This window comes from Enterococcus sp. LJL90 (assembly GCF_056924355.1).
Window position 1 is genome coordinate 1 of record NZ_JBXPBQ010000016.1, and the last position, 17,614, is coordinate 17,614.

The window sequence follows — 17,614 nt, forward strand, 5'->3', positions numbered from 1 at the left end:
GTTCACACTTGGCGCAACTTTCTCAAATTGTTAGTAGGATTCGCCTGAAATTTGCTCGATATGGATTTACAGAACAAAGTATCGAAACACACTGGAAAAAAGGCTATAGAGTTTCAGACGAAATAGACCCATTTAACAATATAAATTGAAAAAAGAACCTGTTTTGGGATTTTATCCCAAAGTAGGGCTCTTTTTATTTAGTTTATATAAATTTTACAATCTTATATAGATTACCCGCGGAGAAATTAATAAAGGTAAAACATTTTCTTTAGTGGGTGAATCAGGGTCAGGTAAAACAACTATAGGACGTGCTGTTGTGGGTTTGGACAGTGTGACCCATGGGGATATAATATTTGATAATAAAAAGATTAACCAAAAATTGTCCAAAGAATACATGGAAAGTAAAATTGGTGTTAGTATCAAATCTTAGACAGCTTTTCGTAGAGACAAGAATAAATTAAACTTATCTACGAGAGGATCAATTTTTATGACCCGATATGAAGAAAATTTTAAACAGATGATTGTTGAACTGAATCAAACTGGACGTTCTGTTCGAGGTTGGCGAAAGAATATGGCTTATCTGAAGCAACGATTTACAAATGGAAGAATTTATATTTACCTGATCAGTCCACAGGACTGACTGGAAAAGAAGTGGCTGAACTGAGAAAAGAAAATGCTCGTTTGAAAGAGGAACTTGAAACCTTAAAAAAAGCCGCAGCCATGTTCTCCAGGAAAACCTAAATTCGCTTGTTCAATTTATTGAAAAATGGCGTAAGGATTACACTGTTTCTTTTTTGTGTCGGTTATTAGAAATCTCTAGAAGTGTCTATTTTTTTCATAAGAACAAACCATTGACAGTTACAGAAATCAGAAATAATAATGTAAAGGGCCACAATAAAATATAGGAAAAAGGGCATTGAAAATGTAGGTTTTTGGCCTTTTACACTTAGGATTGAGTGGGGTCGAAATTTTAGATTCAATTCAAGGCTTACACGCTCACATACCATAGCAATAAAAATGATTGTTTCTTAAATTTGGAGGATTGGTTGAGTTCTTGAGATTCATCTGATAAAATGCTATAATTAGTTTGCAAATGAAAATCAAGTGTAACACTAAACCCCTAGAGAAGTCGGATTCTCTAGGGGTTTCTTTGTGGGCTAATGTCGCCTTAAGGCAGTTTTACTTCTTGTTTTTGGTATTTAGCCAATACTCAAATAGGGCTACAAATAGTCCAACAAGAAGGGGGCAAATGAAAAATTCAATCAAGTGTAACACCTCCTTCCAGTCGCAAGACTGTCGGATAGGCGACGCTTTATTATATCTTAATCAATCATGCTTCTCTATAGTAAATAATCGAGCTAACTAGATTTGAAGCTTTTTCGCTTTCTCTCGATATAAAGTGGCTACGCTGATGCCGGTTTTTTTAGAAACTTCTTTGGTCGTGTGCTTTTTCAATAACTCCATTGCTAACTCTAGCTGGTCTTTGCTGAATTTTTTTGGCCGGCCTTCTCTGAAATTTGGATTTAGCTTGGCAAGAGCTTTTCCTTCTTGTGTTCGCTCCACGATCATATCTCGTTCAAATTCTGCAAAAGCCAACATTTGTGTAAGTATTAATCGACCAGTTGGTGTGTTTTCGATGATTCCCATATTTAAAATATGAACTTTGACCCCATTTCTAAATAGTTCTTGAACAGTATTCAACCCCTGAATTGTTGACCGGGCAAATCTATCTAATTTGGTAACGATTAACGTATCACCTTCATGAATGTCTTCTAATAAATGCTGAAATTCTTTTCGATCAATTTTTGTTCCCGTATATTTTTCAGTATAAATTTTGTCGCAGCCCTGGTTGGTCAATGCAATAATTTGTGTTTCTAAATCTTGGCCCCAGGTACTTACACGAGCATAACCATAAATCATGAAAATCCGCCTACTTTCTACTCAATTTATGAGAGTAAGATATGATAGTCTGGTAATCCTTATTCTATCACAGTAAAAAAAAGCTATCAATACTTTTAAGTTTTGATAGCTTTTACAATTAACTATTTGATATACTTAGGATAATCGATTTTAAATTGTTAATTGGGAGCGTGAATATTTTGATACCGATTATATTAATTATAGTAGTAGTATTTCTGGCAATAATGGATTTTCTTGTATCTTATTTCTTCGACACCGTTGCAACACAAAGGAATAATAAGTGGTACGAAAAAAAAGGACACAAAATGATGAATCCATCAATTTTGAAAAATTCTTCTTTGTCAGAAACAGATAAAATTGAGATTCGTCAAAATAAAGAGCGAGATGTATTTTGGAAAGAACAGTTAACGAAAACCTTATATAGGAAAACACATAATGGCCTAAATTTAAAAGCTGCATTGTTTAAACAAGAAGGTTCTAATTGGGTGCTCTGCATTCACGGATATAGATCAAATGGAAAAGCAGATATGGGATTCGTTGGGAAACGTTTTTTTGAACAAGGATATAGTGTATTAATCCCAGACCTTCAAGCTCATGGTGCTAGTGATGGAGAAGTGATAGGAATGGGTAAATTAGAACAAGAAGATATAGAAATATGGATAAATGAAATAAATTCTATAGATTCTTCCGCAAATATTGTTTTGTTCGGTGGGTCGATGGGAGCGACCGCCACAATGATTTCTAGTGGCAATCCAGTAGTGCAGGAATCAGTCGAGTGCTTTATAGCCGATTGCGGCTATTCATCCATTAAAAATATTTTGGACCATTTGATTAAGGATGCATTCCACCTACCTAAATTTCCTTTAGTTAACACCACAATGTTTTTGTCAAAATTTATTGCACATTACTCTTTTTACAGTGTTTCTACAAAGAAATCATTAAATTCCAATAAAAAGCCTTTGCTTTTAATTCATGGGACGGGTGACAAATTTGTTCCTTATGAGGAGTCTAATAAAAATTATGCTTATACCAATGGTGAAAAGGAAATTTTGTTTATAGATAATGCTCCTCATCTATCATCTTTCATTTATGATGAAGATAAGTATTTTTTAACAGTATTTAATTTTATAAAAAAGGGGACGGAGAGGAATGGAAATGAAGAAAAAGAGTAAAAATGCCTATTTCTTAATAATGATTGCAGCAACACTTAGCAGTTTGGGACAATTAGCTTGGAAATTTGCGACAACTCCCAGTTTTCATGCTGCTATTGTTTTATTATTAATGATTGTTGGGTTTATAAGTGCTGGGTTGGGTTTACTGTTCGAGACGGTAGCCTTTAGATATGGACAGGTTTCCATTTTGCAACCTATGATGAGCTTTAGCTTTGTCCTTTCTATTTTATGGGGTACGCTTTTTTTAAGTGAACCTATCACTTTAAAAAAAATAACTGCTATCTTATTGATTGTTCTAGGCTGTATACTTATTGGCTCAGATGAGGAGGAACAGTCATGATTAGAATACTAATTTTGTTACTTGTATCTACTATCACAGGCAGTGTAGGAGCACTCGCTTTAAAAAAAGCGATGAACGAAGTAAAAACCTTGACAGTTTCTACCGTAATTAGAAATAAATGGATCTATATAGGCGTATTTCTGTATATAGTCAGTGTTCTATCTAACACGTGGCTATATAAATATTTGGATTACTCTATTGCATTCCCAATGACAGCATTGTCATACGTATGGACGGTTATCATTTCCTACTTTGTTTTTGAGGAAAAAGTAACGCCCAGAAAAATAATTGCTATTTGTTTAATCATTTTGGGTGTTTCTATAATAAATATTTAGATGATTTTTTTGTTAAAATAACTTATGTAAAATAAACGCCAGATTACAAAATGGAATGATAACTGTTAATAATCGGCATTATGTCTACTTACTCGTTAAATAACTAAATTTAAGAAAACATCTGTACTTCCATTACATCAGTTAGTGCGTCGAGGGTGTCCATAATTTTGTGTAAGTTCTAAATCAGAAAATACGCTGATATAACAGTATTTTAGTGCTAAATTTCAAGTTGACAACGAGCCTCTAGCTTTATGAATCCTCAACAAAGACCAACGTATAAATATTTGTCGTGCCGAATGAGGCTATCATAAAGCTACTCATAGTAAACTTGAAATAACAGGATTTCAGCTGGTTTCCTCAAGCCGAAATTGCAACTTACACAAAACTATTTACAGACCCAGTGCGTGCGTCTCGAAGAAATTGCCCTTTGTATCAGCAAATCTGCTAGGAATACTAGCAGTTTCTAAGTTTGGATTATTGTAAAATGCAGATTTACCAATAGTCTGGACACTATCTGGAATTGTCATTCTTTCTAATCTATAAAAAATACTAACAATATTGATTAAGTCTTACCTTGTTTGTACTTTGCATCAATATTTAAGCGTTGTGGTAGGATAAAGATTAAATGAGGAGAATAGAGTAGTAACTCAAACAGGAGTATTTCTAATTATAAAAATAAGCATAAAAAAACTATTATAATTTTTTTTTCAAAGATATACAATCAATTCCATCTTCTTGATATATTGACCCGTCTGGAATATATCCCAAAGCTTTATAAAAACCACTTGCCATTATTTCAGAATGAATAATAACTTCTTTAAACCCTTGAGATTTCCCTAAATTTTCTAAAGCAACTACAACTTGTTCTCCTAAATGGTTTCCCCTATAACTATCTAAAGTAGCAACTCTTGTAATTCTTAAAATATATTCATTTAAGGGTAAAAATCTAGCTGTAGCTACTGGTCTATTCTTATCAAAAATAACACTATAAACACTATCAGGCGTATCATTTTCATCAAATTCAAGTTTTATATCTAAATTACGTTCAAGCACAAATACTTCCATACGAACATAACAACTCGCTGCTCGCAAATAGTTTGATTTTCCAATTTTCAAAGTATAGTTACACAAAATAGTCCCTCCGTTATAACTTTAGTCGTTAAAATTTTTAGTCCCGCTATATATAGCTTTTGTCTGAGTCCTTTTTTCGGCTTAGATGAATGCGCAATGTAGATAATTTATCTACATTTTACCATAAGATTGGAGTATTTTTGACTATAAATCCTCTACTACAGTTACACGTAATGGAGTAAACCTTCAGTTTGGTGCTTTTGTGGACGGCTTATTCTCAAACTAAATTAGTACTCTAAGAAGAGATAGAAAAATCTTTAAATTTGTCCAATTTGATAGTGAGAGAATAATCAATTTTAACTTGATATAACGTAACTTATGTAAAGTAAAAGCCAGTTCACAAGATGAACTGGCTTCTACTTTATAATCGGCATTATGTCTACTAAGGAGTTAAATAACAAGTAAAAATTCTCTACAGAATAAAAAATTCAGAAAGTTTACTTTTAGATTTAAGTTTAACGAAGTTGGATGGGAGTAACGTAATGATAATATTAGTTACACAGAGAATTAGCCCAATAATGGGAACGATCAAGTTACCCTTACTAAATAGCATATGGTTATTTTGAATGTTAATTATAGACAGAATAACGAAGAAATTACTCGAGACAAACAAGACAAAGAAACTTACTCCTGTAAAACCTGCATCCTTGAACCGACGTACGCACAAAGAAATACAGGGTATAACTAAGAGAAGTACACATATAAACAAAACTGCCAGCGGTAATTTTTCATGAGAAATGACACTCATAATTATTGTTTTTGCTGAGCTAGTACCTCCTGAAATACTCATTGAGGTACCAATAAATAAATACAAGAGATAGCCTACGGGAATTATCGAAAGAATATATAAGGTTGAAATAACCCACCAAAAATTTTTACGATTTTCTTTACCCGTAAAATTAAAATAATTTGTGAAAAACGCTCTAAATGCGCCAATAAATCCTATATTACTCGGACGATCATTCATACTTACGACCTCTTTTCTAAATTCTTATTCCAATCATTAAAATTTATATTACTCTTTGACAAACAGATTAAAACCGTCTTAAGACCGATTTAATCTATTTATTACTGGTATAAGGAAGATTATGTAAAATAAAATCCATTTCAATAAATGAATTGGATTCTTGGATAACTCATGGAACTAAAGTCCTATAGATTATTAAAAATAGATAAAGTAAACTTGAAAGAGAACCTATAGATTTAAGTTTTCTAAAAACTTGAAGGAGTAACTCAATGGAAAAATTTATAGACAATATTTTAGATTCTATTTTTAGCGGTTCCTATGGATTTTTGAATATAAACTTCAGTATTTTCTTACTAGTTTTGGGGGTTGTTTCACTTTTATTCTTTAGAAAAAAAGAAAAAAGCCGAAAATGGAAGTTTATCGGGATGGCCGCAGTTTGTTTAGGATTGATAGGATTTATTGTTAATATGTTGCAATAGGGGTGTACCCTATTATCATCAGTATAGAGTACAACAAACATCCGACAGCTATTTAGCATGGTATTTGGACAGAGAAAATATCGCGAAAATGAAAGATTTATTTTTAAATGAGTTAGAGAAAGGCTTTAGATACTATCAATTACAAGCTAACGATCTAGAGAAGGTAGTTCAACAAAAAAATTTAACCTTAAATAATTGGATAATACGAGAATAGTTTTTGACTGTCTTTCTAACTATGAGAGTTTAAAAATATTCACTTTGCAGGACGTAACTAATGTAAATTAAGAAGCCAGCCCTTTATGAACTAGCTTCTTTTTATAATCGGCATTATGTCTACCTAGCTCTTAAATAACAATAAATGTACTCACTTAATTTAAATTTATACCTAGCTCATTCATTTCTTCCTCAGTCTTTATTCCAATGTACTTAATTTCGTAGAAAAGTTCTCCTTCATATTCATAAGCAGTGTACGGATTAGAATGATTATAGCTAAATTTAGAAATAGTTTGTCTCTCAACCTCATTAAATTCATTAATTACATCTTCTTTGCTTTGAAACTCAATAACTGGGAAGAAAAAGGTTTCCCATTCTTCTGCAAATCCTTGATGCTTAGCTTCTACTACATGATAATCCATTAATATTCTCCAATCTAATTAAGTAATTCGAAGTACTCTTAGGACAATTATTTTTCTACGATTTTTGTGATTTTGTTTAAATAGAAAATAAGGATTAACGAAAAAATTGCTAAAACAAAAATAATACTACTTTGTATCAGTTCGAAAGTTACTGCTGTTTCTCTACCTAATACTAAAGTTACAACGGCTTTACTTGTTAGACTAATAATACTTAGCATGATTAGTTTTAATATTAAAAAGTATTGAGACAAATCTTTTTTCATAAAAATCACTCCTTTAATTCATTTTAATCGAAAATATGAAAAATAGTAAAGGCACTTGGTATAAGGAGAGTTATGTTAAGTATATCCCTATTATTAAAAGAAATATTCTTTTTAGTCAACAGGCTATTTAAAACAAAATAAATTTGGATTAGTGGGCATTAAATTTTTTTATTCATTTTTACATATAAACACCTGTGATCTTGTCATTCGAATTGGCTAAGTTCAAAGGAGTACCTTCAAATAATAACGCACCACCTTTGGTACCACCTTCGGGACCTAACTCAATTATCCAATCAGCCTGCTTAATAACATCTAGATGATGCTCCAATAAAACGACAGTATTACCTTTTCCAACTAACCGATTGAATAGTTTCATTAAGTATTCAATATCTTTTAAATGTAGCCCATCAGTAGGCTCATCTAGTAAATAAAAAGCACCTTCTTTGTGTAACTGATTAGCTAGCTTTAATCGTTGAAGCTCACCTCCGGACAGGGTAGTCAGAGACTGATGCAGTTTTAAGTACCCTAAACCAACTTCAATAAGTGTCTGTAGCTCTGATTCAAATGAAGCATCTTTAAAGAAAGTACAGCTTTCCATAACTGTCATATCTAAAATGTCTACAATAGTTTTTTTTCGATAAGTGTAGTTCAATACCTCAGGTTTGTATCGTGAACCCTTACAAACTTCACAAGTCGTGACAACATCATCCATAAAAGCCATATTTGATGTAATAACACCTTTTCCTTTACAATGAGGACAGGCTCCTTGAGAATTATAACTGAACAAGGTTGAGCTAACATTGTTTGCATTCGCAAATAATTGACGAATTTTACCAAAAATATCTAAGTAGGTTAATGGAGTCGATCGTAAGTTAACGCCTATACTCTTTTGTGATATAGCAACTACTTCTAATTGTCGATCAATCGCAGTTTTGCGTATTATTTCTCCCAAGGATGATTTACCTGAGCCAGCTACACCACATAAAACTGTCAAAGTTTGTAAAGGAATACTTGTTGAAAAACCTTTTAAATTATGTTCATTTGCATTGTTGACTACTAAATAATCTTTTGCTCTACGTGGTTTTGTTTTTAAAGCAACCTTGGTTCTTAGTGCTATACTTGTAGCTGTATCCTGTTTTATAAACTCAGTGTAAGGTCCAGCAAACTGAATTTGCCCACCGGATTCTCCTGCCCCAGGCCCCACATCAATGATATAATCTGCAATTTCAATTAATTGTGGATTATGTTCTACTAAAACAATTGTGTTTCCTTTATCTCTTAAAGTGCCTAAGGCCAATTTAATTCGATCAATATCTTTTGGATGTAAACCGGCACTTGGTTCGTCCAAAACATATAACACATCATTCAAAGCATTAGTAATATATTTAGCAATACGAATTCGTTGTGCTTCTCCACCCGATATGCTCCCAGTAGAACGGTCTAGAGTTAAATAACTCAATCCTAGATTAATTAGAGATTTCAAGCGGCTAATAATTTCTTCTTTAATTTCTTGGGATAACTCACCTTGAATTGAGCTTACAAACTCAACTAAATCTTCCAAAGGTAAACTAACCGTATCAGCAATATTTTTACCATTTATTTTACAGCTTCGAACTTTTTCATTAACCCGACTGCCATGACATGCGGGACAGATTTTAGTTGTAACAAAAGAATCAATCTGTTTTTTATGACGTTTAGCATCATCTTTGTGCAAAATACTACGATTCATTCTAGGAATAATACCCTCATATAAAGCTGTTTTTGGCCAGCGGCTAGGCGGACTTTTTAATTTTTGCTGAGGCGCATATAATAATAGTTCCAATTCTTCTGGTGTATAGTCCTTAATCTTTTTGTTCAAATCAAATAAACCACTGTATGCATAACGTTTCCAACGCCAAGCATCAAAGCCAAATGTTGGAAAATCAATTGGACTCTCGTTTAACGACTTATTGAAATCAATCAACTTGTGAATATCCATTTCTGTTACATAACCTAATCCATCACATTTAGGACACTTACCATCTGGATGATTGAATGAAAAGGAATCCGAATATCCAATAAATGGTTTTCCAACCCTGGAAAATAATAATCGCAAAAAAGTATAAATTTCTGTATACGTTCCAACCGTGGAACGAGAATTCGCTGATAATTTTTTTTGCTCTATAGGAATTGCTACTGGTAAGTTGTCAATTCTTTCAACAGTTGGTCGACCATATTTAGGCAACATATGTTGAATATAACTGGAAAAAGTATCGTTCAATTCTCTTCGCGATTCTGCAGCTAATGTATCAAAAACTAAAGAGGACTTTCCCGATCCGGATACACCAGTTACTACAGTCAGTTTATGCTTAGGAATTTTTACTGATATATTCTTTAAATTATTTTGTGTAGCATTGACAATGTGAATAAAATTATTGTTCATTATTTTCCTCCAATGTAAAGAAATTTACTCGCTGAAATTTAATAAGATATTCTCATACTTTTATTAACCATGGACTAAACTTCAATTGCTTTTTAGAGCTCTATGCATATAATACATCAGATAGTTATCTTTTTACTTAGTTTAACGTAATTTATGTTGACTAACTCATAGTTTAGTAGAGTATAGTCTTAATTAAAGATAAACTTATACCAAACTGATTGAGGAGATTAAATTTTGCATAATCCAGGTGAATTAGTACCAGTTGTAGATGGTCAAATGAATATATTAACTTTAGGTACCGGCAACAAAACCATTATTTTTTTGTCAGGTGGCCTAACAAGCAGCCCAATCTTAGATTTCAAAACACTCTATTTCTATCTTCAAAATAATTTTAAGATTGTTGTTATAGAAAAATTTGGCTATGGATTTAGTAGTGATTCTAATAGTTCTAGAAAAATAGATACTATGTTGCAACAAACTCGTTACCTTCTTGCAGCGAAACAGATTCAACCACCATATATTTTGGCTCCACATTCAATGTCAGGGCTTGAAGCATTGAGGTGGATTCAAGAATACCCCGATGAAGTCGAAGGGCTAATTGGACTTGACATGGCAAATTATGAAGCCTATGACATACTAAAAATTAATCTATTTGGATTTAAACTTAGCCGATTAATGGTTAAAATAAAGTTCACTAAACTATTTCCTAAGATGATTGATTCTGATGCTGTAAAATTCGGTAACCTATCCAATGTTGAGAAAAACGCATTTAATAAGATGTTCTATAAAAATTTTACTTCTACAGCAGTTTTAAATGAGGTTATCATAGTTAAAGAAAATGCTGAAAAAGTAAAAACAGTGTCTCTAAATCAGATACCATTGTTAGTATTTTCTTCAAATGGTATTGGGACAGGAATAAAACCTACAACTTGGCTAACCATCCAAAAAAGAATTAGTGAATTAAGTGATGTTAGTAAGTTAGTCGCTTTTGACTGTCCGCATTATGTACACAATCACAAAGCATTAGAGATTGCAGATGAGATAAAAAAAGTCTTTGGAAATTACAATGATTAGTAAATGAAAAAAATAAAAACTGGTAAATCCACTAACGACAGATTTTCTCTACTTAAAAAACCAATCTCACTTATGTAATTACCATTAAGTTTTGATAGCTTTTTTGCATAACCATTTAATATACTTAGGATAATCGACATTATGTGAACTAAGTAATTAAATTACATAAATTTGTTATAAACCACCATAAAAAATTTCTGTGTCATTGTTTTTGAGATCTATAATCTTCAGAAATTTAGTCGATTTAACAAAAATACTTTTATAATATTTTTGATTGTCTTTTGTAAATAAAAGAATTCTTTTTTCAGAGTTATCGGAGAGTACAGTAATGTCAAAATCGGATAGAGTTAAAATTGCTGCGATTTTTTCTTCTTCTTCCCAGTGATTTGAATTCTCTTGATTATCTGTGGAAGACAGGTTCTCCTTAATATCACTTGATTCAGCTATTTCAGTTTGGACAGTATCATTAACTAAATTGGATGTTGGGGGGGAACATCCTACCAAAAATATTAAAAAAAACACCGGGAAAATAATTTTCTTCATAAACATCCTCCAAATTTGTTGATTGATTCAAAGTACCATAGTATGGCTCCTATACTAGAAATACGGTCAATTTATTCGATATAATCTATTAAAGGAGTTTTTGTCATGAGTTTCTTTTTTTGTTAAATTTTTATTTTAGCCTAGCATATTGATAGTGTTTTTGCTAGGTACTAGTTGAAAGGAGTGTTCTTATTTGAACTCAGATTTTATTGTAAGATATAATCGCTGGAAGACTATATTGCCAATTATTTTCGGAATTGCGATGTTTTTGATGGGATAAGGATTTGTAACCGAGTTTTTCTTAGAACAGATTTACTTGCAGTCTTGTGCAGTTTATCATTTGGATTTTTTTAATTGCTTGTCTCTACATTTTTATTAACAATTAGTTTAATTAGATTAGTAAAAAGCCTAAGGTTCTAAAGCTTAGTAAGGATAATATAGTCTACTATTATGCTAATTTTTATAAACCTACAAAAGTAATTACTATTCCTTGGGAAGATGTGGACTCTATAGGTTTTGATTCAACTATTATCTATTCGTCTAAAAATATAGGAGAGACAAATATAGAAATTCCTAACAAAATTTCTTATTTGAAGATAGTTGTGAAAAGTAATGTACTAGAAAGCTATAGTTCTTTTAGGCATAATATTTTTCTATCCTCCAATAAAAAGACGCTTTCTATTATTACTGATCCGTTGGGACGTTTCTCAATGGAAAAAATTATGCTTTATTGTAAAAATAAAATGAATCATTCAAGTTGAATAGTACGGCAAAAAAGCCTCTACAAATCATAGAGATCTTTTTCACAGCTATTATCTCAGTTGGCATAAGGAGTATTATGTGAACTAATCGCAAACTAAAATTGATAGGAAGACTGACAAAAGATATAGACTTACGGTACACAGCAAGTGGTCTGGCTGGAAGAACCTTTACACTAGCGGTGAATCGTAATTTTTCCGGTCAGGATGGCAAACGAGAAGCTGATTTTTTCTCGTGTGTCATTTGGCGGAAGCCAGCCGAAAACTTAACGAATTATTCAAAAAAAGGCTCCTTAATTGGCATTACAGGTCGTATTCAAACAAGAAATTATGAAAACCAACAAGGCCAACGGGTTTATGTGACAGAAGTTATTGCCAACCAGTTTCAATCATTGGGTACTACAAGCGACAGAAGCGACCAGACAATCTATCTACAACAGCTAATATAGCTCCGACAAATTCTGTGTCACCAGTAAATGATAATGTAAGTGGTAATCAGTTTTTAGATAGTACTAATTTTGAAATTTCTGATAATGATTTGCCATTCTAAGATAAGGAAGAGCACTTTCTAACACTGGAGGTGCTCTTTTTATTCCTTAAATATACGAAAAGATAAATTACAGGTAACAGTTTTGAATTAATCAAGTACGTTCCAATGGCGTATGCGTCTCTACTAATATGTATCTAAGATATTGACTCAAATTCAATAGTAATCAAACTTGCACATTTTTAGTGTTTGGTGATTCAACTTATATTGCTCCTTTTTTGTTGCTATGATTGCTTTAAGAAAAGGTCATAGGTAAATAGTGGAATGGCAACCCCTATTTTGACAAAAATTATGTAGTGTATGTATACTTGCTTAGCGCCTAGCCCGATTGCCCTTGACAACGAGCCTCCCTGGATGTGATTGCATCGGTGCGTGGCAGGTATTCAAGAATCTTGCCCCTATTCAGCGCGAACACATCCAGGCTCATTATCAAGGGGAGGCGAGAGTATTTCAATTACCTTTTTTACGAAAGTTTTTGAACTCAATCCCGAATAATTGCTGCCTGCTCCATTTTTTTATAACAAGTCCTCACTTTTCCACCTGAAAAACTTCACAAACTTTTTCGAGGGAGGAATAGCGACTTGTTCAGGTTTCAAAATGTCAAAATAGCTCGATTTGAAAAATTCGTTTTATAGTTCATTTTTTTTAAAAGTATAAACTATAGGAAATTATGGCTAAAAGCAAAAAAATTACTTGATATTCTTTTGTTCATCATTATTTTTTGTTCTGTTTCTTTTTTTTGTTAGAAAGTCTAAAAACTTCATAGCAAATACAGCAAGACTGATTATAATAATCGAAATTAGAATGTAGGGAGCAACATTTTTAAGTGTCTGCCAATCGTTCTCAAACGCTTTTTTAAACATGTGTTTTATCAAAATAATTTCACCACACTAAATAAGGAGTTTTGAATTGGGACTAATTGATTTTTAGAAACTGTTAGATTCAGTTTTTAATTAAATTGCTACTTTTTAGAATGTATAAATTTTATCGAATTTAGTTAAGTCATTCACTTTTTTACTTAATAATTTAATTATTGAACTAACTAGTTATGAGTATTAAGAGGTAAAGTTGCTCTAACAATAACATTTGTCAGGAGCGATTTCATTGAATTCACAAATTAAAAATAGTTCGACACAGTTTTTCTATGATTTGATTACAAATCTTTTTACACCACTCTTCTTTTTTGATTGCCTTGCTATTTTCCAGCTATTACGGATGATCACCCCATTGAGCCTGGGCCCAATTCTTCTTATTACCCTCATACTTAATCTAATCTTAGCTTGCGAGAAAATCATTTCAACTAGGTAGTAGTTGAAGGATTTGAAGAAGCTTTATCAGAGTAGTCTTTTTCAGACAGTCTTTCTAGAGTGATACCTGAAAGACTAGGCACAACAATTAATATAGACGGCAGAAACGATTGGTTTACTAAAACTGTAATTATCATCAACAGTGAACCAAACAAAATCTCTTGCCAATTGTTTCTGATTTTCTGTAGTAAGTTCGTTTTTCTTACTTCTTTTGGTGTTACATAAAAATAGGCTTTTTGGCCTAATACAGAACAGGTTGCTGCATAAAAACTAATCCAATAGAGAGAACCATACAAGAGAAACATTCGTGAGCAATACTGCAAAGTTCCTAAAATCTTATAGGTTTTAAACATAATAACAATGTCATTGAACATAGGTGAAAACAAAAATATGATTGTTGGTATCATTAGCCAAAGTGGATATTGTGCTGGATGCCCCAAAAGTGGTAACCATAGAATATTGATAACCAAAAATATAAAAAAAACAAAAGTCAAAGGTAGGTTATAGGTAAACAGAAAAACATCTAATTTCTCAAACCAGCGTAAATTTTTATTCCAAAAGATTTCTTTGGTAAACTTCCTCAACAATTCAAAATTACCTAACGTCCATTTATGATGACGGATTTTGAATGCACGGTAGTCTATAGGAAATTCTTCTTCACAAGTAATTAAACGTGAAAATTCAATATCAAATCCCATTTTTCTTGCTAGTATACTAAAACAAAGATCTTCGGCAACGAGTTCTGGAAACCCACCTACTTTTTTATAGCATTCAGCAGAAATCATGGCGCCATGCCCCAGAAAAGATAAAAATCCATACTTTTCTTTTACTTTTTGATAAGTAGGCCAGTGACAATTTACCCCAACATGAAATATCTCCATAAATTTATTTTTGTTTCTGGTTGCAACATGATTTGCTTGTAGAATGCCTAAATTTTCATTAGAGTAAAAATATTTTAAAGCATCTTCAACAAAATTACTGTGAATAATCTCATCACTATCTAAAACAACAAAATAATCGAATAATTCTATATGAGCATTTAGGAACGAATTCAAATTACCTGCTTTAAACCCCTTGGACTCTCCTCTACGAACTACCGTTACATTCTTTTTCTTTCGGCTGTAATTATCAATTTCTTGTATGTACTCTGATTCTTTAGAATCATCTAGTATGTAGACTCGACAGCCTCTATATGTCTGTTTAGAACACAAGTCTAAACTTGCCGCATCGAAATCATCCTTTGTAGTGTAAACAAGTGCGATAACAGGATTTTTTCTCATAGGATAACTAGCAGATAGAATTTTTTTTTCTTCCTCAAGCCACTTGTTTTTAAACGCATGGAAGTAAGCAACGTATACAATATCTTTCATGCCGTTCAACCAGAAGTAGCTGATGAAAAAAACATCAATTGTTAGTAAATAACTAATTAAGTAATGACCTGATGAATACATAGGCCAGATATCTCGTGTTAAATCTGGGATGCTTGCTAATAATAATGCAACCCAAAACAAAATGATACAAATATATACTTTATTTTTCTTTTTCAATTTTATGCATTCACTCTTTTCAAATGACTATTATACACGTTCCACTATACTGTAATAAGTTTGATTCAAGATAATTATAACTGTTTCGCTACAATATGCCACTACTATTTATCAATATTTATACTAGCTTACTAAAATATACGTACCAAGTCACAAAAGAGGTATTCTTTACAAAATAGATGAAGTTTTATCATTTTCTACTTAGTTTAACGTAACTCAAGTAAAGTAAAAGCTAACTCATCGAGTTGGCTTTACTTATAAAATCGGATCAATCAAATTCATGTAATAGAAAATCCATGAAGAGTAAATTAGTTTTGAGACTATGAACATCTTCCTTGATATTAATATAAGAATTATATGGAGAACTGATATCTAAAATTGGTTAACTGAATTTTATTGATTAATAACACTATACGTCTTATCATAGATTCACAAACCCATCAGATAGGGATTACTGTAGACAAAAAAGTTCTTCAATTATAGATTTTATTTGCTAGGATTTCCATACCTGTTAAGGCTTGGTAACCATATCCCCACATATAATTGTAATCTACAGCGTAAACAGCTTTATTTTTTTAGCAGTCATACTCGATAACTTCTCATTTGCTAGAACCCCTTGAACCATAGATTCTCCAGAAACACCCGTTTCGTACGTTGATCAATCAGGAACTATAAGAACGTCCGGATTGCTTTCTACGAGTGTCTCCACCTGTTTCGGGATTTTATCCAAAGTAGGGCTCTTTTTATTTAGTTTATATAAATTTTGCAATCTTATATAAATTACTCGCGGAGAAATTAATAAAAGAACAATTATTTATTATAGGTAACCTAAACGAAATCAAGACCTGATTCAAAACTATGCAAATCTATCTTTCTCAATTTTTATAGCTAGGATTTGACTGTGAGATCTGAATAATAATTATTAAGAATAACAACGTTCAATTAAAAACAATAAAAAAAACTCTTTATAAATATATTAGAATGGTTTGTATTTTCTACACCAAAGACGAATGAGACATAAACGAATTGTGTCTCATTCGTTAAAATGGTGTAAACCCTTGTGGCTCTAAGTAGCTTTCCTCTAGGCGAGCGTTACTTTTTTTTATATCTATTTTGAATGTTACTTATTATATGCTATACTGTAGTTAAGTAACATTCGAGAGGTTGGAAAAACATGAAGACAGTTGAGCCGATTCGGGACAAAAAAAAGATTGAATCCATGAAAGCCATCTTAGCATCTGGAACATTTGGACAGCGAAATGTCGTTCTGTTTTCTTTAGGGATCAATACAGCCTATCGGATTTCAGATTTACGACAACTCAAATTGTCAGATGTGTTAGAAATTTCTAGAAATCGAGTCATTGCCAAAGAACGCTTAACCATGAAAGAGCAAAAAACGGCCAAACATAACTCGGTGGTGATTTCGAAGAAATTGCAAAAACTATTACTTGATTATGTCCAAGAAGAATTTCCAAAGCAAATCAAGGAACAAGAATTGGATCGGTATTTATTTCTCAGTCGAAAAGGGGAAAACGAACCTCTAAGCCGGCAAAGTCTTTGGAGAATTTTGCATCAGGCTGCATTGGCAATCGGACTGAAGAATATTGGCCCTCATTCAATGAGAAAAACATTTGGCTATTTCTTATACAAGCAGGGAACAAAACTCGAAATCATTCAGTCACTTCTGAATCATTCTTCTCAGAGAGAGACCTTGAGATATATTGGAATTACACAGGAAGACAAAGATGTCGCCGTTCGTAGCTTGGATCTTTAATCCTATCAGTTAGCGACATATAAGTGACTTATATAATAGAAGGAAAAGTTAATTTCATGTAAATTTGGAGGAAGTTTATGGATTGGGAAGAACGTAAATTTGGGCGTCATATCTACAGCTATAGCCATTTACCAATCAGTGCGGTTGGGGGCTTGGCTAGTTCTGCCGCGTACCTTGAATGTGATTGTGGTGAAATGGTTCCTATATCACAAAGTGGAAAAGCTAACCGCACTACTTGTCCCGCTTGTAAAGAACAGTATATATTAGAAGGCGGTAAATTTCTTCGAGTAGATATCTGTCCTGATTGTCAGTCACCATTAAAATTTATTAATGGAAAATATGGAAAATTTTATGGATGCACAAACTTTCCTAGATGCCGGTTCACCAGAAGAATGGGAGA

General features: G+C 32.4%; 18 protein-coding genes and 2 pseudogenes. 10 read left to right on the plus strand and 10 right to left on the minus strand.

Annotation, left to right across the window (positions count from 1 at the left end; genetic code table 11):
• Positions 1–244: 244 nt before the first annotated feature.
• Both AC1Z3S_RS18850 and AC1Z3S_RS18855 read left to right on the plus strand, forming a co-directional pair.
• Positions 245–409 (plus strand): annotated as a pseudogene (locus AC1Z3S_RS18850) (ATP-binding cassette domain-containing protein); the annotation flags it as partial.
• Positions 410–558: 149 nt separating this feature from the next.
• On the plus strand, positions 559–741 hold the full coding sequence (locus AC1Z3S_RS18855; protein WP_265460249.1) for a transposase: 183 nt from the start codon (positions 559–561) through the stop codon (positions 739–741).
• Positions 742–1,179: 438 nt separating this feature from the next.
• On the opposite strand, the gene AC1Z3S_RS18860 is transcribed toward AC1Z3S_RS18855, so the two are convergent.
• Positions 1,180–1,275 (minus strand): type I toxin-antitoxin system Fst family toxin, encoded by a 96-nt coding sequence (locus tag AC1Z3S_RS18860; RefSeq protein ID WP_416207887.1) that lies wholly within the window; start codon positions 1,273–1,275, stop codon positions 1,180–1,182.
• Between the two features lie 87 nt (positions 1,276–1,362).
• Positions 1,363–1,920 (minus strand): recombinase family protein, encoded by a 558-nt coding sequence (locus tag AC1Z3S_RS18865; RefSeq protein ID WP_265460415.1) that lies wholly within the window; start codon positions 1,918–1,920, stop codon positions 1,363–1,365.
• A 305-nt stretch (positions 1,921–2,225) separates the two neighbouring features.
• Here AC1Z3S_RS18865 and AC1Z3S_RS18870 point away from each other — a divergent pair, with 305 nt between their 5' ends.
• The 3 genes from AC1Z3S_RS18870 to AC1Z3S_RS18880 are packed head-to-tail and all read left to right on the plus strand — an operon-like array spanning position 2,226 to position 3,767.
• Positions 2,226–3,092 (plus strand): alpha/beta hydrolase, encoded by an 867-nt coding sequence (locus AC1Z3S_RS18870; RefSeq protein WP_461741665.1) that lies wholly within the window; start codon positions 2,226–2,228, stop codon positions 3,090–3,092.
• Positions 3,070–3,432 (plus strand): EamA family transporter, encoded by a 363-nt coding sequence (locus AC1Z3S_RS18875; RefSeq protein ID WP_461741666.1) that lies wholly within the window; start codon positions 3,070–3,072, stop codon positions 3,430–3,432. The genes AC1Z3S_RS18870 and AC1Z3S_RS18875 overlap by 23 nt, the downstream gene beginning before the upstream one ends.
• Positions 3,429–3,767: an EamA family transporter gene (locus AC1Z3S_RS18880; protein WP_461741667.1), complete on the plus strand. Its 339-nt coding sequence runs from the start codon at positions 3,429–3,431 to the stop codon at positions 3,765–3,767. The genes AC1Z3S_RS18875 and AC1Z3S_RS18880 overlap by 4 nt, the downstream gene beginning before the upstream one ends.
• A 389-nt stretch (positions 3,768–4,156) precedes the next feature.
• On the opposite strand, the gene AC1Z3S_RS18885 is transcribed toward AC1Z3S_RS18880, so the two are convergent.
• From AC1Z3S_RS18885 to AC1Z3S_RS18895, 3 genes are all read right to left on the minus strand, one after another.
• The gene (locus AC1Z3S_RS18885) at positions 4,157–4,294 is read right to left on the minus strand and encodes a leucine-rich repeat protein (RefSeq protein WP_461741668.1); all 138 of its coding nucleotides are present in this window, start codon (positions 4,292–4,294) and stop codon (positions 4,157–4,159) included.
• Between the two features lie 166 nt (positions 4,295–4,460).
• A complete protein-coding gene (locus AC1Z3S_RS18890; RefSeq protein ID WP_461741669.1) occupies positions 4,461–4,898 on the minus strand; it encodes a GNAT family N-acetyltransferase in 438 nt (145 codons plus the stop codon).
• A 412-nt stretch (positions 4,899–5,310) separates the two neighbouring features.
• Positions 5,311–5,865 (minus strand): DUF805 domain-containing protein, encoded by a 555-nt coding sequence (locus AC1Z3S_RS18895; RefSeq protein ID WP_265460208.1) that lies wholly within the window; start codon positions 5,863–5,865, stop codon positions 5,311–5,313.
• A gap of 269 nt (positions 5,866–6,134) precedes the next feature.
• On the opposite strand from AC1Z3S_RS18895, the gene AC1Z3S_RS18900 reads away from it, so the two are divergent.
• Positions 6,135–6,344 (plus strand): hypothetical protein, encoded by a 210-nt coding sequence (locus tag AC1Z3S_RS18900; protein WP_265460210.1) that lies wholly within the window; start codon positions 6,135–6,137, stop codon positions 6,342–6,344.
• Positions 6,345–6,712: 368 nt separating this feature from the next.
• Here the strand turns inward: AC1Z3S_RS18900 and AC1Z3S_RS18905 are convergent, their stop codons facing one another.
• The 3 genes from AC1Z3S_RS18905 to AC1Z3S_RS18915 all read right to left on the minus strand — a co-directional run bounded on the left by AC1Z3S_RS18905 (position 6,713) and on the right by AC1Z3S_RS18915 (position 9,664).
• On the minus strand, positions 6,713–6,979 hold the full coding sequence (locus AC1Z3S_RS18905) for a hypothetical protein (RefSeq protein WP_265460211.1): 267 nt from the start codon (positions 6,977–6,979) through the stop codon (positions 6,713–6,715).
• A 47-nt stretch (positions 6,980–7,026) separates the two neighbouring features.
• A complete protein-coding gene (locus AC1Z3S_RS18910; protein ID WP_461741670.1) occupies positions 7,027–7,242 on the minus strand; it encodes a hypothetical protein in 216 nt (71 codons plus the stop codon).
• Positions 7,243–7,420: 178 nt separating this feature from the next.
• Positions 7,421–9,664 carry an ATP-binding cassette domain-containing protein gene (locus tag AC1Z3S_RS18915; RefSeq protein ID WP_461741671.1) on the minus strand — a complete coding sequence of 748 codons (2,244 nt, stop codon included), beginning with the start codon at positions 9,662–9,664 and terminating at the stop codon, positions 7,421–7,423.
• Between the two features lie 234 nt (positions 9,665–9,898).
• Between AC1Z3S_RS18915 and AC1Z3S_RS18920 the strand changes: the two genes are divergently transcribed.
• Entirely contained in the window at positions 9,899–10,738 is an 840-nt protein-coding gene (locus AC1Z3S_RS18920; RefSeq protein WP_461741672.1) for an alpha/beta hydrolase, read from the plus strand.
• Positions 10,739–10,912: 174 nt separating this feature from the next.
• Here AC1Z3S_RS18920 and AC1Z3S_RS18925 read toward each other — a convergent pair whose 3' ends face one another.
• Entirely contained in the window at positions 10,913–11,281 is a 369-nt protein-coding gene (locus AC1Z3S_RS18925) for a putative periplasmic lipoprotein (protein WP_461741673.1), read from the minus strand.
• Positions 11,282–12,143: 862 nt separating this feature from the next.
• On the opposite strand from AC1Z3S_RS18925, the pseudogene ssb reads away from it, so the two are divergent.
• Positions 12,144–12,446, plus strand: a pseudogene (gene ssb, locus AC1Z3S_RS18930) (single-stranded DNA-binding protein); the annotation flags it as partial.
• 1,440 nt (positions 12,447–13,886) lie between these two features.
• Here ssb and AC1Z3S_RS18935 read toward each other — a convergent pair.
• Positions 13,887–15,440 carry a glycosyltransferase family 2 protein gene (locus AC1Z3S_RS18935; RefSeq protein ID WP_265460216.1) on the minus strand — a complete coding sequence of 518 codons (1,554 nt, stop codon included), beginning with the start codon at positions 15,438–15,440 and terminating at the stop codon, positions 13,887–13,889.
• Positions 15,441–16,614: 1,174 nt separating this feature from the next.
• Between AC1Z3S_RS18935 and AC1Z3S_RS18940 the strand changes: the two genes are divergently transcribed.
• Both AC1Z3S_RS18940 and AC1Z3S_RS18945 read left to right on the plus strand, forming a co-directional pair.
• A complete protein-coding gene (locus tag AC1Z3S_RS18940) occupies positions 16,615–17,214 on the plus strand; it encodes a tyrosine-type recombinase/integrase (RefSeq protein WP_265460217.1) in 600 nt (199 codons plus the stop codon).
• Between the two features lie 77 nt (positions 17,215–17,291).
• On the plus strand, positions 17,292–17,614 hold a 323-nt coding region (locus tag AC1Z3S_RS18945; RefSeq protein WP_461741674.1), incomplete at its 3' end, for a topoisomerase DNA-binding C4 zinc finger domain-containing protein.